Annotated in this window: 20 protein-coding genes and 1 pseudogene; 14 read left to right on the top strand and 7 right to left on the bottom strand. The window is 61.0% G+C overall.

Annotation, left to right across the window (positions count from 1 at the left end):
* The 4 genes and pseudogenes from HNP33_RS04475 to HNP33_RS04490 all read right to left on the bottom strand — a co-directional run.
* Window positions 1–94: pseudogene (locus HNP33_RS04475) on the bottom strand (electron transfer flavoprotein subunit beta/FixA family protein); the annotation flags it as partial.
* Between the two features lie 200 nt (window positions 95–294).
* Window positions 295–1,566, bottom strand: a complete 1,272-nt coding sequence (locus HNP33_RS04480; protein WP_184705740.1) for a mechanosensitive ion channel family protein — start codon at window positions 1,564–1,566, stop codon at window positions 295–297.
* A gap of 116 nt (window positions 1,567–1,682) precedes the next feature.
* Window positions 1,683–2,468 (bottom strand): enoyl-CoA hydratase, encoded by a 786-nt coding sequence (locus HNP33_RS04485; RefSeq protein WP_184705742.1) that lies wholly within the window; start codon window positions 2,466–2,468, stop codon window positions 1,683–1,685.
* 20 nt (window positions 2,469–2,488) lie between these two features.
* Window positions 2,489–3,442: a histone deacetylase family protein gene (locus HNP33_RS04490; RefSeq protein ID WP_325064905.1), complete on the bottom strand. Its 954-nt coding sequence runs from the start codon at window positions 3,440–3,442 to the stop codon at window positions 2,489–2,491.
* Window positions 3,443–3,485: 43 nt separating this feature from the next.
* On the opposite strand from HNP33_RS04490, the gene HNP33_RS04495 reads away from it, so the two are divergent.
* From HNP33_RS04495 to HNP33_RS04515, 5 genes are all read left to right on the top strand, one after another.
* Window positions 3,486–4,406 carry an AAA family ATPase gene (locus tag HNP33_RS04495; protein WP_184705746.1) on the top strand — a complete coding sequence of 307 codons (921 nt, stop codon included), beginning with the start codon at window positions 3,486–3,488 and terminating at the stop codon, window positions 4,404–4,406.
* Between the two features lie 67 nt (window positions 4,407–4,473).
* On the top strand, window positions 4,474–5,433 hold the full coding sequence (locus HNP33_RS04500; RefSeq protein WP_184705748.1) for a DUF58 domain-containing protein: 960 nt from the start codon (window positions 4,474–4,476) through the stop codon (window positions 5,431–5,433).
* 9 nt (window positions 5,434–5,442) lie between these two features.
* The gene (locus HNP33_RS04505; protein ID WP_233464390.1) at window positions 5,443–7,524 is read left to right on the top strand and encodes a transglutaminaseTgpA domain-containing protein; all 2,082 of its coding nucleotides are present in this window, start codon (window positions 5,443–5,445) and stop codon (window positions 7,522–7,524) included.
* A 6-nt stretch (window positions 7,525–7,530) separates the two neighbouring features.
* Complete coding sequence (gene mltB / locus HNP33_RS04510) at window positions 7,531–8,757, top strand: lytic murein transglycosylase B (protein ID WP_184705750.1); 1,227 nt, start codon at window positions 7,531–7,533, stop codon at window positions 8,755–8,757.
* 146 nt (window positions 8,758–8,903) lie between these two features.
* Window positions 8,904–9,278, top strand: coding sequence for an Hsp20/alpha crystallin family protein (locus tag HNP33_RS04515; RefSeq protein WP_184705752.1), 375 nt, complete (start codon window positions 8,904–8,906; stop codon window positions 9,276–9,278).
* A gap of 72 nt (window positions 9,279–9,350) precedes the next feature.
* Here the strand turns inward: HNP33_RS04515 and tsaD are convergent, their stop codons facing one another.
* The gene (gene tsaD, locus HNP33_RS04520; RefSeq protein ID WP_184705754.1) at window positions 9,351–10,412 is read right to left on the bottom strand and encodes a tRNA (adenosine(37)-N6)-threonylcarbamoyltransferase complex transferase subunit TsaD; all 1,062 of its coding nucleotides are present in this window, start codon (window positions 10,410–10,412) and stop codon (window positions 9,351–9,353) included.
* Between the two features lie 111 nt (window positions 10,413–10,523).
* Window positions 10,524–11,231: a DUF937 domain-containing protein gene (locus HNP33_RS04525; RefSeq protein ID WP_184705756.1), complete on the bottom strand. Its 708-nt coding sequence runs from the start codon at window positions 11,229–11,231 to the stop codon at window positions 10,524–10,526.
* Between the two features lie 266 nt (window positions 11,232–11,497).
* Here HNP33_RS04525 and ybiB point away from each other — a divergent pair, with 266 nt between their 5' ends.
* The 3 genes from ybiB (at window position 11,498) to HNP33_RS04540 (ending at window position 14,703) form a co-directional block, all read left to right on the top strand.
* Window positions 11,498–12,484, top strand: coding sequence for a DNA-binding protein YbiB (ybiB, locus tag HNP33_RS04530; protein ID WP_184705758.1), 987 nt, complete (start codon window positions 11,498–11,500; stop codon window positions 12,482–12,484).
* Window positions 12,481–13,401: a uroporphyrinogen-III C-methyltransferase gene (gene cobA / locus HNP33_RS04535; RefSeq protein WP_184705760.1), complete on the top strand. Its 921-nt coding sequence runs from the start codon at window positions 12,481–12,483 to the stop codon at window positions 13,399–13,401. Before ybiB ends, cobA begins: the two co-directional genes overlap by 4 nt.
* A gap of 105 nt (window positions 13,402–13,506) precedes the next feature.
* Window positions 13,507–14,703, top strand: a complete 1,197-nt coding sequence (locus HNP33_RS04540; RefSeq protein ID WP_184705762.1) for a glycerophosphodiester phosphodiesterase family protein — start codon at window positions 13,507–13,509, stop codon at window positions 14,701–14,703.
* A gap of 135 nt (window positions 14,704–14,838) precedes the next feature.
* Here the strand turns inward: HNP33_RS04540 and HNP33_RS04545 are convergent, their stop codons facing one another.
* On the bottom strand, window positions 14,839–15,333 hold the full coding sequence (locus HNP33_RS04545; protein WP_184705764.1) for an acyl-CoA thioesterase: 495 nt from the start codon (window positions 15,331–15,333) through the stop codon (window positions 14,839–14,841).
* 87 nt (window positions 15,334–15,420) lie between these two features.
* Here HNP33_RS04545 and HNP33_RS04550 point away from each other — a divergent pair, with 87 nt between their 5' ends.
* The 6 genes from HNP33_RS04550 (at window position 15,421) to HNP33_RS04575 (ending at window position 23,516) form a co-directional block, all read left to right on the top strand.
* Window positions 15,421–16,326 carry a DUF3626 domain-containing protein gene (locus HNP33_RS04550; protein WP_184705766.1) on the top strand — a complete coding sequence of 302 codons (906 nt, stop codon included), beginning with the start codon at window positions 15,421–15,423 and terminating at the stop codon, window positions 16,324–16,326.
* 190 nt (window positions 16,327–16,516) lie between these two features.
* Window positions 16,517–17,767, top strand: coding sequence for an NAD(P)/FAD-dependent oxidoreductase (locus HNP33_RS04555; RefSeq protein WP_184705768.1), 1,251 nt, complete (start codon window positions 16,517–16,519; stop codon window positions 17,765–17,767).
* Window positions 17,768–17,944: 177 nt separating this feature from the next.
* Window positions 17,945–19,942 (top strand): DUF5979 domain-containing protein, encoded by a 1,998-nt coding sequence (locus HNP33_RS04560; protein WP_184705770.1) that lies wholly within the window; start codon window positions 17,945–17,947, stop codon window positions 19,940–19,942.
* 132 nt (window positions 19,943–20,074) lie between these two features.
* Window positions 20,075–20,287, top strand: a complete 213-nt coding sequence (gene rpsU / locus HNP33_RS04565) for a 30S ribosomal protein S21 (RefSeq protein WP_007833691.1) — start codon at window positions 20,075–20,077, stop codon at window positions 20,285–20,287.
* A 259-nt stretch (window positions 20,288–20,546) separates the two neighbouring features.
* Window positions 20,547–20,993: a GatB/YqeY domain-containing protein gene (locus HNP33_RS04570; RefSeq protein ID WP_184705772.1), complete on the top strand. Its 447-nt coding sequence runs from the start codon at window positions 20,547–20,549 to the stop codon at window positions 20,991–20,993.
* Between the two features lie 159 nt (window positions 20,994–21,152).
* The gene (locus HNP33_RS04575; protein ID WP_184705774.1) at window positions 21,153–23,516 is read left to right on the top strand and encodes a PKD domain-containing protein; all 2,364 of its coding nucleotides are present in this window, start codon (window positions 21,153–21,155) and stop codon (window positions 23,514–23,516) included.
* The last annotated feature ends 18 nt before the right edge of the window (window positions 23,517–23,534 follow it).

Genomic DNA, 23,534 nt, shown 5'->3' on the forward strand with positions numbered 1-23,534 from the left:
TGACGTTGGCAATGTCCACTCCCGTGCCATCGCTCTTGACGCGCACTTTCACGTTGTAGTCCACCACGCGCTTGACGGGTACCAGTACTTTCATAAACCTCGACTCCTGAGTTATTTGAAATGGGTCTGCGCCAGTTGGCCTGCTGCTTGCATCCACCTGACAACGGGAATGGCTGAAGCGATCATCGCACAAATTAGCACGATCGTGCTTTTTTATACCCAATCGGCAACGTCGCCTTGATTATCTGCGCATCACTGCGCACTGCTCCATTTTCCGCACAAGTTGGCAGTGCATCAGCCTTGCGCGGCAGGTATTGCACCGCCCGCATTGTTCTGGATATGCAAAATCCGTTGCGGGAACGGAATGTCGATCTTGGCGGCACGCAGTCCTTCCAGCATGGCGATATTGACCGCCGACCGGATGTTGGCCTGCCCATTGACCGGGTCGTTGATGTAGTAGCTGAGGCTGAATTCCAGCCCATCAGCGGCAAAGTTGACCAGATAGGCAACAGGCGCTGGCGTTTTGAGCACCCGCGTCTGCGCCGTCGCCGCCTCCTGCAGAATCTGCTGCACCTGGGCCACATTGCAGTCGGCGGCCACCACGATATTGCTGGTGAGGTTGAATTTCTGGTCGGCGGCGGTAAGGTTTTCCACCCGCTGCGTGATCAGGGTTTCATTGGGCACGATGGATTCGCGCCCGTTGCCGGCGCGTATGACGGTGTAGCGGGTGCGTATATCGGTGATTCGGCCTTCAAAGCCATCCACGCGCACGTTGTCGCCAATGCGCAGGGCCCGCTCGATCAGCACCAGAAAGCCGCTGACGTAGTTGGAGGCGATCTTCTGCATGCCAAAACCCAGGCCGACGCCCAATGCCCCGCCCAGCACGGACAAGGCCGTCAGATCCACCCCCACCAGCGACAAGGCAACCAAAAGCCCCACCGTGATCAGCACCATCCGCGTCAGATTGACGGCCATCTTGCGCATGGACAGATCGCTGACCATGTCGTCGATCACCCGCTGCTCGAATGTGGCCGAAATCCACAGCACCACGATCATCACGATTCCGACCGACAGAACACCCTGCAGCAGCTCCAGGATGGAGATTGAGGTTTTTCCAAACGCAAAGCGGATCGAATCGAGCTCGCCCGTAACAGCTGGCAGCACGCCCAAAATACCCAGCACGGCGACACCCCAGGCCAGCCAGGAGAAGATGCGCTCAATGAGCCTTACCACGGTGGAGTGTGGAAAGGTTTTGGCCAGCACGCGCGCTACCAGCCGGATGACCGCCAGCGACAGCAGGATCTGCGCGCCCAGACGCAGCAGAAACACGGGCTGGTAGTGCTCCACCACCATACGGGCCCCTGCGGTGAACAAGAGAGCCAGCAGTGGAAACAGGGCGCCACCCCAGGCTGAAGCGCCAAACCATACAGATGGCCCGCCATCGTAGCGGCGGTACAAGGCGCGGGCCAACAAACCAGCGAGCACCAGGCAAGCCAGCAACACCCCCAGCTCCAGCAAGGTGCTGGCCTGGCGAAAATCGTGAATCAGTTTCTCAAAGATATCCATAGACCATTCCATGACCACGCGGTAGTCATTCCATTCCCTAGAAAAGATTGACGCCAAAACACAAAGGCGGCATATGCCGTGCACATGCCGCCTTTGCTGTCCATCACGGGGTTTGTTCAGCCCTGCGGCCAGACCGGCTTGCGCTTTTGGGCAAAGGCCTGCGCGCCCTCTTGTGCATCAGGGTCCATCATATTCGTTGCCATGCACTGGCTGGCCGCTTGGTAAGCAGCCTCCAGGCCCAATTCGCGCTGCTGGTAGACCAAGGCCTTGCCCATGCTGACGGCCACACGCGGCTTGCGCACAATTGCGGCAACCAGTTGCTCCACCTCGGCGTCGAGCTGGTCCGGGCTGGCAACCCGGTTGACCAGCCCTTGCGCCAGCGCATCTTGCGCACTGATGAAATCGCCCGTCAACAGCATTTCCATTGCCCGCTTGATGGGGACATTGCGTACCAACGGCACACTGGGCGTGGCGCAGAACAGGCCGTAGTGGATACCACTGGTGGCAAAACTGGCGTCGCTGCTGGCCACAGCCAGATCGCACTGTGCAACCAGTTGGCAACCGGCTGCCGTAGCCATGCCCTGCACCCGTGCGATCACCGGAACCGGAAGCTTTTGAATGGCCAGCATGACCTTGGTGCAGCGGTTGAACAGGTCCTGGTACCAGACGCGATCCGGGTGCGCAGCCATGTCCTTGAGGTTATGGCCCGCGCAAAACGCACGGCCATTGGCCGCCAGCACCACGGCACGCACGGTTTCGTCCTTGCCAATGGCCGCCAGCGCCATCTGCAATGCGGCAAGCATTTCGTCGCCCAGCGCATTGAAACGTGCGGGGTCATTCAGCGTCAGGGTCACAACGCCCCGCGCATCGCGGGTCTGCAAAAGAACAGCGGTATCCGTCATCACAGCTTCACCTCACAACCTCACAAATCGGCCAGAACACGGATGTGGGCCTCCACGCTGGCCGCCAGCGGCGTCATCATGTAACCGCCCTCCAGGCAGGAGACGATTCGCCCTTTGCTGAAACGCCGCGCCACGTCCTTGATGCGGTGCGTGATCCAGGCATAGTCGGCCTCCACCATGCCCAACTGGCCCATGTCGTCCTCCCGGTGGGCATCAAAGCCGGCACTTACAAAGATCATCTCGGGCTTGAACGCTTCCAGCCGCGGCATCCAGTAAGTCTCCACAATCTCGCGGATATCCATGCCCTTGGTATAGGCAGGCACCGGCACGTTCAGCAGGTTGTCCGCCGGGTTCTTGTCGCCACTGAACGGGTAGAACGGATGCTGGAAGATGCCGCACATCAGGATATGCGGATCACCCGCACAGATGTCTTCGGTACCATTGCCGTGGTGCACGTCAAAATCGACGATTGCCACACGCTGCAGCTGGTGGCGCATCAGCGCGTACTTGGCCGCCAATGCCACATTGTTGAAAAAGCAAAATCCCATGGCCTGCTTGCGCGTGGCATGGTGACCGGGCGGGCGCACCGCGCAGAAGGCATTTTCCATCTCGCCGCCAATCACGGCATCGGTCGCAGCCAATGCCGCCCCGGCAGCGCGCAGGGCCGCGTTCCAGGTGTGGGCGTTGACAGAGGTATCGGTATCCAGCATCAGGGTGGCCGGGCCGCCTACCGCCTGATTGTCTGCCGCCATTTCCGACAGCCCCCGGATCGCGGCGATGTGCAACCGGTCGTGGCCCAGTTCCAGATCAGAGGCCATGGCCTTGGGCGCGTCGCGCCGCTCCAACGCGTCACCCACGCCCGTCATCAAAAGCCGGTCTTCAATGGCATCGAGCCGCTGCGGACACTCTGGGTGGCCCGGGCCCATGTCATGCATCCAACAGTCGCGATGTGTGAAATAACCTGTCTTGGACACCGCTTTCGTCTCCTTGCTTGTTTTTGTCGTATATCGTTATGGCATGCAAACGCAGCACACCATACAAAAATTATTGGCTCAGCTTAACACGGTGATTGTGGGGAAACCGGCTCAGGTTCAGGATTGTCTGACCTGTTTGCTGGCGGGAGGTCACCTGCTGATCGAAGACGTACCTGGCGTGGGTAAGACCACGCTGTCACACGCACTGGCGCGCACATTGGGCCTGCAGTTCTCGCGGGTGCAGTTCACCGCCGACCTGATGCCCAGCGACTTGACGGGCGTGTCGGTGTATGAGCGCGAACAGCAGAATTTCGTCTTCCACCCGGGCCCCGTGTTCACCCAGATCCTGCTGGCCGACGAGATCAACCGCGCCAGCCCCAAGACGCAAAGCGCCCTGCTGGAAGCCATGGAGGAGAAGCAGGTCACCGTCGAAGGCGCCACACGCGCGCTGCCGCAGCCCTTCTTCGTCATTGCTACACAGAACCCGCTGGAGCAGTTGGGCACCTACGCCCTGCCCGAGAGCCAGCTCGATCGTTTTCTGATGCGCATCTCGCTTGGCTACCCCGACCAGGCAGCCGAGTTCCAGTTGTTGGCGGGCCAGGGGCACCGCGACATTGCCAACCAGCTGCCGGCCCTCACCTCTGCGGTCGAGCTGAAGTTCCTGCAGCAGGAGGTGAGCAGTGTTCGCGCGAGCGATGCACTGATCCACTACGTGCAGGCGTTGATTGCAGCCACTCGCTCAGGACGGTGGTTTGTGCAAGGTCTGTCGCCACGTGCAGGTATTGGACTCATCCGCGCAGCCAAGGCACAGGCATTGATCCATGGCCGCGACTATGTCGCCCCCGATGATGTGCAGGCCATTTTGCCGCAGACCACGGCGCACCGTCTGGTGCCGGTAAGCAGCGCAGGCCGCAGCGCTGTTGAGCAGGTGCGCGCCATGATGGACAGCGTGCCGCTGCAATAAAGTGAGCAGTCTGCGCTTTACCGATGTGCGCCAAAGCCCATTTTGGCCCAAACAATGGCGGCAGCGCATGCGCCTGTGGTGGCTGGGCAAACTGGCCCATAGCAGCACCCACACCATCACACGCCGCAATCTGTACCTGCTGCCCACCCGCGCGGGCTGCATGCTGGGCCTGACCCTGCTGGTGCTGCTGGTGGCCAGCATCAACTTTCAGCTCAATCTGGGTTTTCTGCTGACATTCATGCTGACTGGAGCTGCCTTGGTATCGATTGGCATTGGCTACCGCAACCTGCTGGGCCTGCAGTTGTCGCTGCATGCGCCGCAGACGCAGTTTGCCGGACAGGCGCTGCGCGTGGAGCTGCGCATTGACAACCCCAGCCGCCGCGCACGCTACGCCCTGGGCGTGCGGCACTACCAGGACGAGGACTACAGCATGACCGACGTAGGCGCACAGGCCAGTACCACCGTGCAGCTTGCGGTACTGGCTCAGCAGCGCGGCTGGCAGCCTTTGCCTGCTGTCGTGGTGGAAACCCGCTTTCCGCTGGGCGTCTTCCGCATGTGGACCGTTTTCCGCAGCAGTGAGAATGCCCTGGTCTACCCCAGCCCGGAGGCTCATCCACCGCCACTGCCACTGGGCATCACCGATGCAGGCATCGGCAGCAGTGTCAGCCTGCGCGCAGCCAGTGGCGAATTCGATGGCGTGCGCGGTTACCGGCGCGGTGACCCATTGAAGCTGGTGGTGTGGAAAAAAGCCGCCAGTGCCATGGCAACCGAGATGGGCACTGGCAGCAGCCAATTTGTGGTGCGAGACAACCAGCACCAGGCCCAGCAGGACCTGTGGCTGGACGCCAGCCACACCGGCCTTGCCGAGCGCGAGGCTCAGCTCTCGCGCCTCACCGCCTGGGTGCTCGCAGCAGACCAGCAGAGCCTGCGTTACGGTTTGCGCACACAGACCGGCAGCGTCGAGATAACGCCTGACGCCGGCGCTGAGCACCGCCTCGCATGCCTGCGGGCACTGGCACTGGCGTAAGGCGGGCACATGGCACAAAACCTCTCCCCATCGCCTGCTCCCACGCGCTTCGCAATGCCTCGTCTGCCGCGCGAGGCGCGCGATACCGTGTTTCTGCTCGTCGTCGTGGCCTGGGTACTGTTGCCGCTTGCGGCATCCCTGCCCATTTGGGCAACAGCACTTGCGTACATCCTGTTGCTGTGGCGCGGTGCGCTCGCCGTACGCCAAAAACCATTGCCCGGCCGCTGGGTGCTGGTGGCCTTGCTGGCGTGTGTGGTGGGCGCCACGGTTGCCAGCTACAAAACCATTGTCGGTTCGGAGGCCGGTGTCACGCTCGTCAGCATGCTGCTGGCACTCAAGACGCTGGAGATGCGCGCCCGCCGGGATGCCATGGTGGTGTTCTTTCTCGGCTTTTTTGCGCTGCTGGCCAATTTTCTGCATTCGCAATCGCTGCTTACCGCTCTGGCCATTGCCATTGGCCTGTTGGGCCTGCTGACCGCCTTGGTCAACGCGCACATGCCGGTGGGCCAGCCTTCACTCAGATACGCAGCAGGCCTGTCGCTGAAGATGATTGCCATCGGCGCGCCGCTGACACTGGCCCTGTTCGTGCTCTTTCCGCGCATGGCTCCGCTGTGGGGCGTACCCAATCCCAACACCGGCAAAACAGGGCTCTCTGATGAGATGACGGTCGGCAACATGGCATCTCTGGCGCAGGACGAAGGCATTGCATTTCGCGTCAGGTTCGATACCCCCGGCAACCAGGCACCGCCAGCCAGCCAGCTCTATTGGCGCGGCCCGGTATTGGCAGACTTTGACGGCACTACCTGGCGCGCTACCCCCAGCTTTCGCGCCACCGACGACAAGCTGTTTGACGACATCGTGACCGATGGCGAGCCACTGCGCTACGAGTTGACACTGGAGCCACACCAAAAACCCTGGCTGCTGGCGCTGGATCTGACCCGCACACCACCTGTGCTGCCCCGCGGCCGCTCCTACAGCACTGGCGATCTGCAGTGGCTGAGCAACCGCCCGATTGCGGAAGTCACCCGCATCGCCATGCAAAGCCATACCAGCTACCGTTTCGGCATGGAGGCGGGCCAGCGGGAACTGGCCTTCAATCGCCGCCTGCCCGCAGCCAGCAATCCGCGCACCAGGGCCTGGGTGCAGCAACTCGTGGCAGACATTGGCGACGCGCCCAACCGTGACCGGCAGCTGGTAGAGCGCTTGCTGGCACAGCTGCGCACTGGCGGCTATACCTACACGCTCGATCCTGGCATCTACAGTGGCCAGGCGGCCGACCTGTTTTGGTTTGACCGCAAAGAGGGCTTTTGCGAGCACATCTCCGCCGCCTTTGTGGTGGCCCTGCGCAGCGCGGGCGTGCCTGCCCGGGTCGTGACCGGCTACCAGGGAGGCGAGCGCAACAGCGTGGACGGCTACTGGATCGTTCGCCAGGCTGATGCGCATGCTTGGGCTGAAGTCTGGCTCGGCGAGCAGGACGGCTGGGTGCGTGTAGACCCTACCGGTGCTGTCAGTCCGGGCCGCGTGGGTGCCGCACAGCGCCTCAATACCAGCAACTTCATGGGTATCAACGTGAACAGCCCCGCCGCCATCAGCGGTCTGCAGCGCATGCGCGCCGTATGGGAGGCTGTCAACAACAGTTGGAACCAATGGGTGCTGAACTACACCCAACGCGATCAGATGGATCTGCTTGGCAAATTGGGCCTGCAAAGCCCCAACTGGATGGATCTGGTACGCATTCTGGGCATTCTGGTGATGGCCTGCGCCCTCATCGTGGCCGCCGCCCTGCAATACCAGCGCCGCCACACCGATCCCTGGCTGGCGTTGATCGCGCAGGCGCGCAAGCGCCTGGCCAAGGCCGGTATCGCCAGCAGCGACAGCAGCACACCACGCAGCCTGGCAAGCGCCATCCGCCGCCAGATACCAGATTCTCCCGATGCCCGCGCCTTTGCCAAATGGTTGCAGGCCATGGAGCAACTGCGCTATGCCATGCCAGCAGGCACGGCCGCACCACAGCACACGCTAGCCGCCCTGCGCAAACAGTTACGACAATTGCCCTGGTCCAGCCTGGCAACGCAAGCCCACAAGGTATAAAGCCCCATGCACCGTATTCTCCAAAGTACTATTGTTTTAATAGCCGCCACCGCTTGCCTGGCAGGCGCCCATGCGCAGAAATCCCCCAAGAAACCGCGTGACAGCGAAGCCAGCGCTTCAGCGCAGACCTATGCCAGCCGCCCGGAGGCAGACGCCTTTGTGCGCGAAGTAGCCGCTCGCCGCCACATCGACGAGGCGTGGCTGCGCGCCAGCCTGAACCAGGCGCGCTTCAACCCCACGGTGCAACGCCTGATGACCCCGCGCACAGGTCCGGCCGGAGTGAAAAACTGGCGCGCCTACCGCAGCCGCTTTGTCGAGCCCATCCGCATCCGCGCAGGCCTGCGCTTCTGGAACGAAAACGAGGCCACACTGGCGCGCGCCGAGCAAACCTATGGAGTGCCTGCGGAGTACATCGTCGGCATCATCGGCGTGGAAACCATCTATGGCCAGCAGATGGGCAATTTCAGTGTGGTCGATGCGCTGGCCACCCTGGCATTCGACTACCCTGCGAGCCACCCGCGCGCGGCAGACCGCGCCCAGTACTTTCGCGGCGAGCTGGAACAATTTTTGACGACGGCCTACCTGAACAATACCAACCCGTTCGACACCGTGGGCAGCTACGCGGGCGCCATGGGCATGCCACAGTTCATGCCGACCAGCTGGTCCAACTTCGCCGTCGATTTCGATGGCGATGGCAAGATCAACCTCTTTGCCAGCAAGGCCGATGCCATTGGCTCGGTCGCCAACTACTTTGTCGCCCATGGCTGGCAACGCGGCATGCCCGCCTATTACGACATGCAGCTGCGCAGCACGCCCGCGCAACTGACCACCTTGCTTGAGCCCGACATCAAGCCCAGCTTCAGTGCCGCCGACATGGCCGCAAACGGCGTGCAGATAGCACCGCCAGGCAACAGCCATAGCGGCCTGCTGGCGCTGATCGAGCTGAAGAATGGCGATGGCGAACCGCAGTACGTGGCCGGAACGCAGAACTTCTACACCATCACGCGCTACAACCTGTCGAGCTTTTACGCCATGTCGGTGATCGAGCTGGGCCAGGCCATCAAACGCGCGCGCACTGGCGCGCCCGCACTGCCCGATACCGGCACCGAGGCACAGGAGCCCAGCAGCGAAAGCAGCAACTCACCGGCAGCCGAAGCCGCTGCCAAGGCCTATCTGCGCAACAAGGCGCGCCAGCAGCGCACGCCGGATCCCGCCAACTTCAGCACGCCGTAGCGCGCAATATGGTCGCCATCGAAAGGGTTTCAAGAGCAGTCCTGCAAAAATAAAAAGCAGAGAATTTCTCTTGAAATCAACGCTTCTCCATCCAACTACCAGTCATTGAGCAGCAATCGTGCTGCACTGATAGAAAAGGATTGAAGATGATCATGAGCCCTCTGCTGCACCGCTCCGCATTTGCTGTTTCGCCCGCTGCCATGGATGCCGCCCTGCAGCGCTTCCTGCAGACCACCACCTCCACGCCAGCCAACGAGACGGTCAACCAGGAAGCCAATGTGTTCACCATCCAGCTCGATGTGCCAGGTCTGTCCCGAGAGCAGCTGACCATTGCACTGCAGGACAAGACCGTGCGGCTGAGCAGCGTGGAAGGTGCACCGCGCAACGTGCAACGCGCCTGGAAACTGCCCGCAGCGATTGACGCCACCCATTCCAAGGCAGCGCTGGAAAACGGTGTGCTGACCTTGACCCTGGCGACCCACCAGCCAGAGCCCACGGTGCAGACGCTCAGCATCCAGTAACGAAGCGACCTCCCAGAAGCGAAACGGGGCCCATGCGGCCCCGTCTTGCTGCCTGAAGGCAGAGGCGATCAGCTACACCATGGCGGGTGGCGCTGCCACGATGGAATCGAGCGGCCAACGCGGCTTCACATCAAAAGCGTAGATCTTCTCGGCCTGCTGCTGCCCTGCCTGGATGCGCATGGCAGCGGCCATCGCAATCATTGCGCCGTTGTCGGTGCACAGGTGCAGCTCCGGGTAGTGCACGCGCACGCCACGCTTGGCGCAGGCGGCATTCAACTGCTCGCGCAGCAGGCGGTTCGCGCCCACCCCACCGGCAACCACCACGCGTTTCATGCCTGTGTCCTTGAGCGCATTCAAGGTTTTTTTCACCAGTACGTCGACAATCGCCGCCTGCGTGGAAGCGGCCAGATCGGCCTTGCGCGCATCCAGTGTGTCGCCCAGCTTCTTGGCCTGGGTCAACACGGCAGTCTTCAGGCCTGCAAATGAAAAATCCAGGTCACCGCTGTGCAAAAGCGGCCGCGGCAGCTTGAAGGCTTCGGGGTCACCGCCTTGCGCAAGGCGCGAGAGCTCTGGACCGCCCGGATACGGCAAGCCCAGCAGCTTGGCGGATTTGTCAAAGGCCTCGCCTGCTGCATCATCAATGGTCTCGCCCAAAATTGTGTATTGGCCCACGCCGTCAACACGCATCAGTTGCGTGTGGCCACCCGATACCAGCAGCGCGATAAACGGGAACTGCGGCGGATCATTGCTCAGAAATGGCGACAGCAGATGGCCCTCCAGGTGGTGCACACCAAGCACAGGCTTGTCCAGCGCCGCAGCCATGGCGCAGGCCACGCCAGAGCCCACCAGCAGCGCACCGGCAAGGCCTGGTCCGCGTGTGAAAGCGATGGCATCGATATCATCGAGCGCGCAGTCCGCGTCCTGCAATACCTTTTCGGTCAGGGGCAGTACACGGCGGATATGGTCGCGGCTGGCCAGCTCCGGCACCACGCCGCCATAGGCACGGTGCATCTCGATCTGGCTGTACAGTGCATGGCTCAGCAGCTGCGGCACCGCGCCACCATCCTGCGTGCGCACCAAGGCGACACCCGTTTCATCGCACGACGATTCGATTCCCAAAATCAACAAACTCATGGGGCGAAAGTGTAGGCGCTTCAAGGGGCGGACATGAAAAATCCCCAACACCACCCCGCATTGCGGGAAGGTATTGGGGATACTTGAATATTCTGGCGAATGCGGCTGCGATCAGCGGCGGCCGCTGAGCAGCGAGCCGCCAATCTTCATCAGATCACCCACATCCAGCTTGCCGTCGCCATTCTGATCCAGCAAAGACCCCAGCAGGCCGCCACCCAGGCCGCCTTGCTGCTGCACACGGCTTTGCTCTTGACCCAGGGCATTGCCCAGATCGGATGAATTCATGCCGCCAGCCATCACGCGCTGCGCGAGGAACGACATCACGATGGGCGCCAGCATCTTGAGCAGATTGCCTGCATTGTTTCCAAGGCCGGTAGCCTGGCCCAGGTTGCTGGAAGCCTGGTCCTGCTGGCCGCCAAAGATGTGGCCCAGAATGCTGCCACCATCGAGCGCAGCGGGGTTGCCGCCCGCTGGTGCACCGCCGCCCATGGCCCCGCCCAGCACGCTACCCAGCATACCTCCCAGGCCACCCAGGCCGCCGACCTGCCCGGCACCTGCGCCACCGCCCAGCAGCGAGCCCAGCAAGCCCCCCAGATCCGGGCCGCCCGCGTGGTCACGCTGCAGCGCCCCGAACAAGGCGTCGGCGCCTGCCGCGTTCTGGGTGTTGTTGCCCAGGGCGCCCAGCATCATCGGAATGGCCGCATGCACGGCCTGCTCGGTTTGGGCTTCGCTCTCACCCAGGCTTTGCGCCATCTGCTGCATGGGAGCTCCCTGCAACTGTTGCAACAGCTCTTCAACCATCGATGGAGATACGGACATAGGGTTTCCTTTCATGCGCCCAAAAAGGCATTGGCTCAGACCGCCGATATTAGGCCCTTGCCACCGCTTTGCAGCTGCGCACAGCGCAAAACTTCGTCAATTGTCGCCGTACTCAGAATGATTGGCGTGACAAATGCATCTTCCCCAAACCATTGCACCGGAACAAGGCCGCAAGGTGCATACCCCGCATGCCGATAGGCATGATTTTTCTTATTACTTTTTCATCTATAAAACCTAAAATAATATGCCAAACATTCCTGCATATCATGGCCATACAGCACTACATCAAAGAGATCGGGCGCGGGGCGCGTGGCGCCAAGGCGCTTGATCGCGCGCAGGCCGCTGACCTGCTCGGCCAGATTCTGGACGGCCTCGTCAGCGACTATGAGGTCGGTGCCTTCTGCATTGCCATGCGCATCAAGGGGGAGACTGCCGAAGAAATGTGCGGCCTGTGGGATGCCGTGCATGCGCGCATCACGCGCCTTCGAGTGCGAGGCGCTCAGGGATCGCATGGCGCGGCCATCATCATCCCCAGCTACAACGGCGCACGCCGCCTGCCCACCCTGACGCCATTGCTGGCGCTGCTGCTGGCGCGCGAAGGCCTGCCGGTGCTGGTGCACGGCATGCAGACTGAAACCAGCCGAACTTCGGTGTTTACCGTGCTGCAACGCTTGGGCATCGTCACCGAGCCGCAAACCAGCCCAATCTCTGCGGCCCAGGTTACCGCCATGCATACAGCGACCTTGCTGCCTGGCCTGGCCCGGCTGCTGGCCGTGCGCCAGGTGATCGGTCTGCGCAACCCAGGCCACAGCGTTGCCAAGCTGCTGCAGCCGGTGGAGGGCTCCGCCTTGCTGCTTGGCAGCTATACCCACCCCGAATACCTGCCCATGCTCCAAGGCACGCTCTCCCAGTTGGGTGTCAACGCTCTGCTCTCGCGCGGCCTGGAAGGCGAGGTTTGCGCCGACCCGCGCCGCACGCCCCAGTACGACGGATTTGTACAAGGCCACCACCACGTGCTACAGGCACGTGCCGCAGGTACCGACAGCGATGTACCCGGCCTGCCCGATGCCATCGATGCCGACAGTACCGCCCGCTATACCGAGGCTGTACTCGCAGGCCGCCTGCCAGTGCCTGCCGCTCTTGCACAGCAGGTGCAGCACATACGCAGCCTGGTAGATTTGATAAAAAATACGGATAAAACACCCATTGATCATGCACATTCAGCTATCAAATCAGGAGTATCACTACCATGAATGATCAGCTTTTCGTGCGGCCGGACAACACGAGCCTGCCCTCAGCCGCGGCCCCTTCTGTCGGCAGCTGTACCTTGGTGGGCGCCGGGCCGGGCGACCCCGACTTGCTGACCATTGCCGCCGCCAGGGCCATCCAGCAGGCCACGGTGCTGCTGGTGGACGATCTGGTGAACGACGCCGTGCTGGAATGGGCAGCACCCAGCGCGCGCATTGTGCACGTGGGCAAGCGCGGCGGTTGCCAGAGCACGCCGCAGGCCTTCATCCAGCGGCTGATGCTGCAGGAGGTGCAAAGCGGCGAGCAGGTCGTGCGCCTCAAGGGTGGCGATCCATTCATTTTTGGCCGAGGCGGCGAAGAAGTGGAATTTCTGCGCGCCCATGGCGTCTCACCCCGCATCATCAACGGCGTCACGGCTGGCCTTGCCGCCGTCACCAGCCTGGGGGCGCCGTTGACCCACCGCGACCATGCGCAAGGCGTGGTGTTCATCACCGGGCATGCCAAACCTGGCGGCGCGGGGCCCGATTGGGCGCAGCTTGCCCAAACTGCGCACAGCGCCCGGCTCACCCTTGTCATCTACATGGGAGTGGCTGGCGCCAACAGCATCACCCAGGGCCTGCTGCGGGGCTTGCCTGGGGATACGCCGGTAGCCATCGTGCAGCACGCCAGCCTTCCCCAGCAGCGCCAGGCCATCACCACACTGACAGAGCTGCCCGCCACCATGGCGCGCGAGCAGCTAGGCAGCCCCAGCATCATCGTGGTGGGCGACATCGTCCACTGCGCCGCTTTGGCGGCTCAAGCCGAGCGGTCCGTTGATCCGCAACAAGGCGGCGATCCCGCACTCCACAATACTTCCTCTTTTTACGACTACGATAGCGAGGCGCTGCCCACTCGTGCACCACGGCGTGCAGCGCAACCGTAAAACTGCTGCATGATGCCCCGGGCTCTCGTGCAATGGCAGCTACGGCCCGCCAGCAGACCATCCAACTGCCAACTGCTGGCCTCACTAACAAAACGAGGAGAAACCGTGAAGCCAACGCAACAAGCATGGCGCTTGAGAACCATCGCCGTCACCGGCCTGTGTGCGGCGCTCATCAGCGGCTGCAATACCGAATTTGGCGTAGGCCCGGGCGACGGCGGCGAAACCCCAGGCAACCCCGAATACCCCACACTGGATGGCAAACGCCCCCAGAGCTTTGCTCTGGCCAGCGTTGGCAACCAGCCCGCCAATTCGCTCGAAAGCATGACCCAGGCCATGACGCAAAGCGCCGATTTCATTGCGGTGGATCTGGTCATGAGCAAGGACGGCACCCTGGTGGCACTGGGCTCTCCCGATATCACCAACATCACTGACATCGCCACCCACTCCGAGTTCTCCAACCGCAAGACGACCAAACTGCTCGACGATGTGTCCACCACCGGATGGTTCGCATCCGATTTCACGCTGGCAGAGCTGCAGACATTGCGCCTCAAGAATCCGACGGGCACCAGCACCACGACCGATGCCAACAGCTTCCGCATCCAGTCGCTTGCGCAGGTGTTCGACTGGGCCAAACGACAGACACGCACGCCCGGCCTCTACCTGCATACCCGCAACCCCACCTATCACAGCAAACTGGGGCTGCCCATGGAAGACAAGCTGGTCGCCGCGTTGCAGCAGGCGGGAAACACGTCAGCCACCTCGCCCGTGATGATCCGCTCGTCGGAAGTGCAGCACCTCAAGACCTTGCGCGCCAAGACCCAGGTCCGTCTGGTGCAGATGATTCGCGCCAGCGGCCTCACACCCTGGGGCGTGCTCCAGTTGTCGCCGCCCAATGACCGTCCGTATGATTTCACAGTGGCAGGCACGGCAACCACCTATGCCGACATGGTTACCGCGGCAGGCTTGGCGCAGATCAAGACCTATGCCAATGGCATCTCGCCATGGAAGCCGTATGTCATCTCAGCCACCTATCTGGACAAAAACAATGATGGCCAGCCCGACGATCTGAACAATGACGGGAAGTTGGACTACCGTGACCGCGTAATGATGACCGCCTCCGACTTGGTAAAAAATGCCCACGCAGCCAACCTGTTTGTGCACCCGTTTGAGTTCTCGAGCGATGTCAGCACGCTGGCCAGTGATTTTGCGGGCGACGCCAGCAAGGAATACAAGCTGTTCTACAAGGTGGGCGTGGATGGCGTTTTCTCCGCCAATCCGGCAGATGCCAACAAGGCGCGCTGACCACCCGCATTCAAGCGCGCTTATCAGCGCCTGAAAATACAAAAGCCAGCACCTTCGCTGGCTTTTGCGTTTTTGAGTCTTCTTTTACATTTTGGAGGGGACGGTGTGGCGTGCAATGAATGACAGCCCGCCCCCTCAGCCTGGCGCAACATCGGTCTGCCGGGTTTCGGCAAAGCGCCGCGCCAACTCCTTGCGCAGCTCCTTGCGGGTGATGGCTGCATTCCAGCGGCGCTTTTCCTCGGCGGTTTCAGGTTGCAGTGGAGGTACCGGCACTGGCTTGCGGTTGTCATCCACCGCCACCATCGTGAAAAAGCAGCTGTTGACATGGCGCACACTGCGCTGCTGGATGTTCTCGGCCACCACCTTGACGCCAACTTCCATCGACGAAGTACCGGTGTAGTTGACACTCGCATAGAACGACACCAACTCACCAACGTGGATGGGCTCCAGAAACATCACCTGGTCCACACTTAGCGTGACCACATAGCGCCCTGCATACCGGCTGGCACAGGAATAGGCCACATTGTCGAGCTGGCGCAGAATGGCCCCGCCATGCACATTGCCAGAGAAATTGGCCATGTCGGGCGACATGAGCACAGTCATCGTGAGTTGGTGGTGAGGAAGACGCATGGGCGAATTGTAGGGATTTGCGGCAAAAAGCGACACTCTCTACCCAAACAATGGGTCCCAGCCAACGGCTGCTATGCTCAAGCCAGCATGCAAATACCTGTCCCCCAGCCCGCATCCCCTGCATTGCAGCCGGCCCAGCTGCAGGCGCTGCAAGCCGTACAAAGCCGTGGCGCCAGCCGCTGCGGTACGGCGCCGCTGGCTCCCATCCACATCCACTTTCATGCCGATTGGCTGCACCTGGGCCAGCCGGTGATGGAGCAGCTGGCTGCCAGTGGCCGCTACCAGTCACAGTTTGAGAGCGGCTGGAGCAATGGCAGTTACAGCCCCCAGACCGGTGGCCAGCGCTGGCAATGGGAACATGACTGGTTCGCAGGCGCCTATGACGCATCCGCCCCCGACGAGCGCCCGGTGTACGGGGCCGTGGATATCACCCTGTTGGGCTACGCCAGCAGCACCGGCTACGGCGCGGCGCCGCGCTTTGGCAGCGCCTACCTGGTGCTGCATCCACAGCTGGCAATGCGCAGCAGCTTCTGCGACCCTGACAGCTACTGGCAGCCCACTCATATGGGCCTGTGGCCACAGATGGACTGGCAACAGTTGCAGTGCCTCGCGCTGCCCGACCCACTGGATCATTACGTCGAAGCCCAGGTGCATGGAGGCCTGGTACTGGAGCGCGATGTGACCGCGATCGTGCTCGACCCAAGCCTGAAGGGCAGCCCTGCGGCGGCAGCGGCCGCGCGCTGCGGCGTGCCAGTGCTCTGGCACGGCGGCTACCGCTTGACTTCCGCCATGCTGGCGCAGGCCGCCGCCTACCGAGGCACAGAGATTGCAGATGCCTTGCGCGACATGCTCGCTCAGTTGGGCAGTACAGAGCCCCCGTGCCTGACCCCCGCCACCCTCGGCCATGCGCAGGCAGCGCACCCCGCCCGCTACGATGGCCCCACCCTGAAAAAAGCATGGCACTGCATGGCCCGCTTCGGGCGAGCGATGTGAGGGCGTACGCATCGCCGATAATGCAGGGCTTTTCAGATGCCGCACGTCGCTCGTGCGCGCTGCCATTGGCAGGACCCTCCAGGCGGTTTTTTGGGGGAATGTGGTTCAGCACGATGATTAATTTCAAGGAAATTAAGCTAATCGTGCGTCCAGCAAGCGCAGCAAGCTCTTTTTTCAATAGCACTCCAGCATGTCCCCATCCAACGCTTCTCTGCAATTTGACGTGGTCATCATCGGCGCCGGCGCTGCCGGCCTGTTTTGCGCCGCACAAGCGGGACAGCGCGGGCTCAAGATCCTCTTGATCGACCATGCCACCAAGGTAGCGGAGAAAATCCGCATCTCGGGCGGCGGACGCAGCAACTTCACCAACCGCGATCTGGATGTACGCGCACCGCACAAGCACTTTGTCGGCCAGAACCCGCAGTTCTGCCGCTCGGCACTATCGCGCTTCACACCCGCCGATTTTGTCGCCCTGGTCGACAAGCACGGCATTGCCCACCACGAAAAGCACAAAGGCCAGCTGTTTGCCGACCACTCTGCCGAAGACATCATCGCCATGCTGCTGGCCGAATGCCAGGCTGGCCATGTGGAACGCTGGCAGCCCTGCACCGTCAAAAACGTAGAAAAAATGGCAGATAGTGCAGATGCAACAAGCGTCGCTCGCTATCAAATTGATACTGACCGTGGGCGCGTGCAGGCAACCAACCTCGTGATCGCCACTGGCGGCCTCTCCATTCCCAAGATTGGCGCCACCGATCTGGGCTACCGGCTGGCCCAGCAGTTCGGGCTGAAGCTGGTAACCCGCGAGCCCGGCCTTGTACCCATGACCTTTGACGGCGCATCATGGGCCCCTTACGCGCAACTGGCAGGCCTGGCGCTGCCCGTGGTGATTGGCACGGGCAGCAGGAAGACGCGCATGGAGTTCAACGAAGACCTGCTCTTTACCCACCGTGGTCTCTCCGGCCCCGCAATACTGCAAATCTCCAGCTACTGGCAGACCGGTACACCGATTGACATCAACCTGGCACCAGAACTGGATGTGACAGAGCACCTGCTCGCCGCCAAGCAACGCTCCCGCAAGCTGATCGCCAATGAACTGGCGGCCATCGTACCGGCGCGCCTTGCCGATGCATGGGTAGCACAAGACCCGGACTGGCAGCGCCCGATTGCCGAGGCCAGCGACAAGGCCCTGCTGCGCCTGGCGGAACGCCTGACATGCTGGCAGCTGACACCAACAGGAACCGAAGGCTATAAAAAAGCGGAAGTGACCGTGGGCGGCGTAGATACCAGCGAGCTATCGCAACAAAGCATGGAAGCCAAACGCGTGCCGGGGCTGTACTTCATTGGCGAAGTGGTCGACATCACCGGATGGTTGGGCGGCTACAACTTTCAATGGGCCTGGGCCAGCGCGGCTGCCTGTGCAAAATCCTTATCTTCATAATCAATTTATTAATAATGAATAATTGATTAGAAATCACAATTTTTAAAAATCTGCTCACCCTACAATAACTAAATATTACAAACTTGATACAGGGTGTTCATGTCCTCCATATCAAACCAATTCGGGCGTGGAGCCCTTCGGGCGGCCTTGGGTGCGCTTTTCATTGGCGCGGCATCGATGGCTTCAGCACAGGTCCCCAAGGTATTGATCATTGGTGATGCTCGTGCGGTAGGCACCGCTCTGAGCCAGCCCTATGCGGACGGCGCTTACAACGAAATGGTGGCGGCAGTCACCGCATTGGGCGGCACTGCAGCGGATGTCACACAGAAGAATTTTGACATCACCGGAGCCGGCGGTAACCCGACAACGGTAACGGCCAGCGACTTCATTCCGCCAAGCGGCGGCCAATATGACATTGTGGTGCTCACCGCTGTATTTGGCGGCTTCAACGCGACCAGTGTGAGCACATTGCAATCGGCCATTCAGACCCGTGCGGCCAATGCATTCTTTCTGTATCCCGACCAATGCTCGGCATGCGCACCCAATATTGACCAGATAACCAGCCCCATCATCAATGCGGCAACCGGTTGGAATATTTCGAGAGGCACACTGTTCAATAACAGCTCGCTCACGACAGTGCCAGGCAGTGTCGTGCTCAATGGGGCCACGCCGCTGGCAAGCTCTTTCAGCTCGCTCAACCCCATGACGGTCTACGACTACCGGGCGCTCGACAACGTACCCGCGTACAACGTGCTGTACATGCCGCCGCAAACGGCATCGCCCGGGGACCCCTCACCCCGCCCCACGATAACGATGCCAACCGCTGCGGACGTTGCCAACAACACCCGCATCAACAACGTCTCGGCCCTCATCGTGCCGCGGGCGCAATCCTTCAGTGGCAACGGCGCCTGCATCTTCACCATCAGCGACGTCAACCCGCTTACCCTGCCGGGCAATCCGCCGGTAGGCAAGCTGGGCTCGATCATGGTCAACGCCGCTACATCTCCCACTGGCTCCTGCGCCGCGCAATCGGGCAGCATCGCGATCAGCAAGACACTCGCACCGCCGCCCGCACAGGCTCCTGTGACCTGGCCTCTGAACTTCCAGTTCACGGTCACGTGCGACAAGCCTACGGCAGGCACGAACTATGCGGTTGCTCCGCTTGCATTCAGTGCCCCAGGCACGCAAACCGCCACGGTCACAGACATCCCTGCAGGCGCCAACTGCAGCGTTGCCGAACAGGCACCCGCCGCCATCTCCGGTTTCCGCTGGGAAGTCGCTCCTGCGGCCCCGGTCAATGTAGCCATCACCGAAGGTGCCCAATCCTCTGCGGCATTCACCAACACACTGGTGCCAACGACCGGCAGCATCGCCATCACCAAGACCCTGGCGCCACTGCCAGCAGGTGCACCTGTGACCTGGCCGCAGAACTTCAACTTCACCGCTACCTGCAACCTGCCGACAGCGGGGTCTACCTACACAGCCAGCGCCAGTTTCAATTCCGCCGGCAGCCAGACCGCCACCATCGCCAATGTGCCAGAGGGTGCAGTCTGCAGCCTGAGCGAAACACAGCCCGCTGCACCTGCGGCGCACGCCTGGGATGCCGCCGTGTTCGCCCCTGCAGGCGTTACCGTAGCTGCGGGCCAGACAGCCAGCAGCACCATCACCAACCGCCTGCAGACCATTCCTCCAGCACTGGGCACCGCGCTCATCACCAAGACCCTGGCGCCGCTGCCTGCCGGAGCACCGGTGACATGGCCTCTCACGTTCGGCTTCACGGCTACCTGCGACAAGCCAGCGGCAAACACCCCCTACTCCACCAGTCTCAGCTTCACCGCAGCCGGTAGCCAAACGGCCACCCTCGCCACCATTCCAGCAGACGCCAACTGCACACTGACAGAAACACTACCTGCAGCGCCTTCTGGCTATACATGGGACACACCTGTTTTTGCCCCGGCAACGATCAGCGTGACGGGCGGGCAATCGGCCAGCACGGCTATCACCAATACCTTGCGCAGCAACGCAGCGCCTGCTGGCCCAGCGCCCGTGCCAAGCAATACGACAACAGGCCTTGTGGCCATGGCGGCACTGCTCGCGGCCTTGGGCATTCGCCAACGCCACCAGGCTGCAACCCGAGCCGGACAACCATTGCATTGCAACAAAAACCCGTTATAATCTCAGGCTCTTTGCTGGCAAAGCCCTGTCTGCCAATACTAGTCAATATGACAGGGCACAACCGCCATTCAAGGCTTTGGGGCCCGATCTTCCCCAAAACCCGCTGTTGGCACCAATGGAAAACATTAGCTAATGACGACTATCCGTGTAAAAGAAAACGAACCCTTTGACGTTGCTCTGCGCCGCTTCAAGCGCACCATCGAAAAGCTGGGCCTGCTGACCGACCTGCGCGCTCGCGAGTTCTACGAAAAGCCAACGGCTGAACGCAAGCGCAAGAAGGCAGCTGCCGTCAAGCGCCACTACAAGCGCGTTCGCAGCATGCAGCTGCCCAAGAAGCTGTACTGATCGCAGCTTTCACGCCCGGCGCATTGAATGCCCTGGTTGTGACACCACCCGCGCTCGGGACGCCAGGCGCGGGTTTTTTATTTCCTGGCGTAGCCCTCCAGGCACAGCCACACAACTTCGGCAGACTTCTGCCCGAACCTCCAGCTCACCCTGCGAGCGTATTGACGATCTTTAGACAGCCACATTGGAGTGCAATCGGGAAGAGTTCGAAGCGATGGGCCGAAGCTTGCTCGCAAACACGTTCTAAAAGGAGAAAGCCATGAGCCTGAAAGCACAAATCACCGAAGACATGAAAACCGCCATGCGTGCCAAGGACCAGGAGCGCCTGGGCACCATTCGCCTGTTGCAAGCGGCCATGAAGCAAAAGGAAGTGGATGAACGCGTCGAGCTGGATGACGCCATGATCATCGCCATCGTCGACAAGATGATCAAGCAGCGCAAAGACAGCATTGCCGCTTTCGAAACCGCCAATCGCCAGGATCTGGCCGACAAGGAAAAAGCCGAGATCGAAGTGATCAAGGCCTACCTGCCCCAGCGCATGTCCGCAGAAGAAGTCACTGCGGCCGTTCAAGCCATTGTTGCGGAAGTTGGCGCCGCAGGCCCTGGCGACATGGGCAAGGTCATGGGTGTGGTCAAAACGAGACTGGCGGGCAAAGCCGACATGGGTCTGGTGTCCGCTGCTGTCAAGGCGGCACTGAGCCATTGAGGCCCTTTGCAGGCGGGTCGTCGGGTCGGTTTCAATTTGTCGCACTTTAAGACCCATTGCCCGCTTTTCAGCTCCAATATGGGCTGTCGTACAATACCCGGTTGGCTGCGCAGACAATGTGTTGCCAATTTTTTGCTTGTCATTTTATTGAAGAGACCCATGCGACTGTTTACAAAGAGCATTACCGCTGCACTGATCTCCTGCGCGTTTTCTGCAGGCTGGGCCGCGAACACGATCACGCCACAGAACGGCAACTGGATCATCACCAATGAAATGACAGGCAAACCTGGCCGTGGCATGGGTATCGATGTACAGGATGGCATCTTCCTGATGCAACTGTACAACTACAACCAAGACGGTTCTGCCACTTTCCACATGGCCACCGGCCCTGTGGTTGACAACAAAGTGGTAGCCCCCCTGAAGCAATACAAGGACGGCCCTTCATTTGGCAGCGCCCCCAAAAATGGCACGGAAGCTGCCAATGCAGGGAATGTCGAGATCGAATTCACGAGCCGCACCACTGCAACCATCAAGCTGCCTGGCGAGAAAATCAAGCGGATGCAGCGCTTCAACTACGAAAGCATGCCGGAGGCCCAATGGTCCGATACCGCGTACTCCGAGCGCTGGGCCATGGTGGAGTTCGATGAGAATGACAAGCCGGTGAAGACCTATTTTGCCGACATCGGTCTGGGCTCGCAGCTGGCACTCAACCCGGACATGGATCCCGGTTGGCCATATGCCAAAAGCAACAAATTCACGGTTCGCCGCTTTGATATCGCCACACCCAAACAGTATGGGTTCATGGAGTGCAATTACACGGGTGCCAACCACCTGTTTGCCTGCGTGGGCGAAGAGCTCAACAGCAGCGGCACTACCCTCACCCGCCAGCCCACCACGCTGACCATGGAGCGCAGCCTCGATGAGCTGCACGGCACCATCACCGTTGGCACTGGTGGCACCAAGCACCGCGTTTTGGGCGCCCGGGTGGAAAAGGTGGCCTATACCATCAAGGACAACAAACTGGTCATCGACCAGCTTTTCCGCCGCAATTCCCTGCCCGAAGCTGGCACCTGGATTGTGACCAAGGAAGTCACCGGCCAGGCCGGACGAGGCATCTCCCTGGATGTGCAAAAGCCTACGAATGCCAAGCACACCTTGTTCATGCCGATCTACAACTACACGAACACCGGCAAGGCAACCTTCCATATTGGACTGCAGGTTCACAGCCCCAGCACGATCCCCACCCCGGACACTCCCTCCATCCGGTTGCTGCAGTACAGGGATGGCCGTTATCTGGGTGGCCCACCTTCAAATGCTGTCGAGGACGGCTATGCAGGAATCTCGGAGGTGACGTTTGCCACCTCTGCAACCGGTCTCGTCCAGTTCCCGCAGGAAGATCCTCTGCGCATGCAACGCTACTATTTTGGCGTGAATGTGGAAAGTGTCGACAGCCTGGTCGGTACCTGGGCACTGGTTCCTCACGCTGGCGCAGCCAAATACCGCATCCTGAATCTGGTGAAAACTGGTGAAGGTGTTGTGGAGGACAAGGAAGCGGGCTACACCTGCTTCTCCAACTACTGGCTGGAATTCCGCTTTGCCTGCGAGCCAAAGACGCTAACCGGTGACCAGCAGCGTATCCGCATCGGAACCGGCTTCTACGGTGCCGCACGCGCCATTCTGGGCGACGGCGGCCCTCTGCCCGACACCTCGCCAGAGTTGACCATCATGCGAATCGCAGATGGCAAGGGCAATCTGGTTCAAGCAGGCCCGCTGTATCTCGACCCATCGATCGACGACGGCACGAGCGGCTCTGATGATGACTCCGAGCAACCCGCACCCAAGCCCAACAAGCCTCCGGTCGCGGCGATTGCAGAGGTTACCAATGCCGTCCACGGCACAACGGTCAATCTCGACGGCAGCGGCAGCTCCGATGCAGACGGCAACCCCATCACCTACAAGTGGGCGTTGGTTTCCGCACCGCAGGGCAGCACGGCATACCTGTCATCAAGCACCAGCGCCAAGCCCAGCTTTCTGGCAGACAAGGTCGGCCAATATGTGATCGTCCTGGTCGTCAATGATGGCAAGGACAACAGCCAGGCGGCCCAAACGACCATCAACGTAAAGGCCATCAACAACATCCTGCTCTACAGCATTGGCAGCACCGGTACTGACGACACCACGGAAAACCTGGTGACCTGGCCTTACACCGCCACGCCAACTTCTACTGTCAGCTGCGAAGGCAATTGTGGTACCACCTACAAAGTGGCCGGCTACAAGTTGGTGGCCAATGGCACCAATTACACCATTGCCGATCTGAAGACGGAAAACCTGACACCCGACTCTCCCGTGAAAGCCACCTTCGATGGCCTGCGCGACGGTCAGGTCGTGACGGCGGGCCAGCCTCTGGCATTTGCCCTGCGCAGCACCTACACCAACGGCGAGACCGTGAAGCTGCAATACAGCTTCACCATCAAGGAAACCGGCCAGAAGTTCTCGTACCTGACCACTTTCAAGAGCAACTAAGCGTTGACGCAATGACAA

The sequence above is a fragment of the Comamonas odontotermitis genome, from assembly GCF_014207855.1.
Taxonomy (GTDB): Bacteria; Pseudomonadota; Gammaproteobacteria; order Burkholderiales; family Burkholderiaceae_C; genus Comamonas; species Comamonas odontotermitis_A.

What these genes read in the sequence shown, in the direction of transcription:
- rpsU (WP_007833691.1), top strand. Translation starts at nt 20,075, where the DNA reads ATGACGACTATCCGTGTAAAAGAAAACGAACCCTTTGACGTTGCTCTG.
- HNP33_RS04570 (WP_184705772.1), top strand. Translation starts at nt 20,547, where the DNA reads ATGAGCCTGAAAGCACAAATCACCGAAGACATGAAAACCGCCATGCGT.
- mltB (WP_184705750.1), top strand. Translation starts at nt 7,531, where the DNA reads ATGCACCGTATTCTCCAAAGTACTATTGTTTTAATAGCCGCCACCGCT.
- cobA (WP_184705760.1), top strand. Translation starts at nt 12,481, where the DNA reads ATGAATGATCAGCTTTTCGTGCGGCCGGACAACACGAGCCTGCCCTCA.
- HNP33_RS04500 (WP_184705748.1), top strand. Translation starts at nt 4,474, where the DNA reads ATGCGCCTGTGGTGGCTGGGCAAACTGGCCCATAGCAGCACCCACACC.
- HNP33_RS04485 (WP_184705742.1), bottom strand. Translation starts at nt 2,468, where the DNA reads ATGACGGATACCGCTGTTCTTTTGCAGACCCGCGATGCGCGGGGCGTT.
- HNP33_RS04515 (WP_184705752.1), top strand. Translation starts at nt 8,904, where the DNA reads ATGATCATGAGCCCTCTGCTGCACCGCTCCGCATTTGCTGTTTCGCCC.
- ybiB (WP_184705758.1), top strand. Translation starts at nt 11,498, where the DNA reads ATGGCCATACAGCACTACATCAAAGAGATCGGGCGCGGGGCGCGTGGC.
- HNP33_RS04480 (WP_184705740.1), bottom strand. Translation starts at nt 1,566, where the DNA reads ATGGATATCTTTGAGAAACTGATTCACGATTTTCGCCAGGCCAGCACC.
- HNP33_RS04495 (WP_184705746.1), top strand. Translation starts at nt 3,486, where the DNA reads ATGCAAACGCAGCACACCATACAAAAATTATTGGCTCAGCTTAACACG.
- HNP33_RS04575 (WP_184705774.1), top strand. Translation starts at nt 21,153, where the DNA reads ATGCGACTGTTTACAAAGAGCATTACCGCTGCACTGATCTCCTGCGCG.
- HNP33_RS04555 (WP_184705768.1), top strand. Translation starts at nt 16,517, where the DNA reads ATGTCCCCATCCAACGCTTCTCTGCAATTTGACGTGGTCATCATCGGC.
- HNP33_RS04545 (WP_184705764.1), bottom strand. Translation starts at nt 15,333, where the DNA reads ATGCGTCTTCCTCACCACCAACTCACGATGACTGTGCTCATGTCGCCC.
- HNP33_RS04560 (WP_184705770.1), top strand. Translation starts at nt 17,945, where the DNA reads ATGGCTTCAGCACAGGTCCCCAAGGTATTGATCATTGGTGATGCTCGT.
- HNP33_RS04550 (WP_184705766.1), top strand. Translation starts at nt 15,421, where the DNA reads ATGCAAATACCTGTCCCCCAGCCCGCATCCCCTGCATTGCAGCCGGCC.
- HNP33_RS04505 (WP_233464390.1), top strand. Translation starts at nt 5,443, where the DNA reads ATGGCACAAAACCTCTCCCCATCGCCTGCTCCCACGCGCTTCGCAATG.
- tsaD (WP_184705754.1), bottom strand. Translation starts at nt 10,412, where the DNA reads ATGAGTTTGTTGATTTTGGGAATCGAATCGTCGTGCGATGAAACGGGT.
- HNP33_RS04525 (WP_184705756.1), bottom strand. Translation starts at nt 11,231, where the DNA reads ATGTCCGTATCTCCATCGATGGTTGAAGAGCTGTTGCAACAGTTGCAG.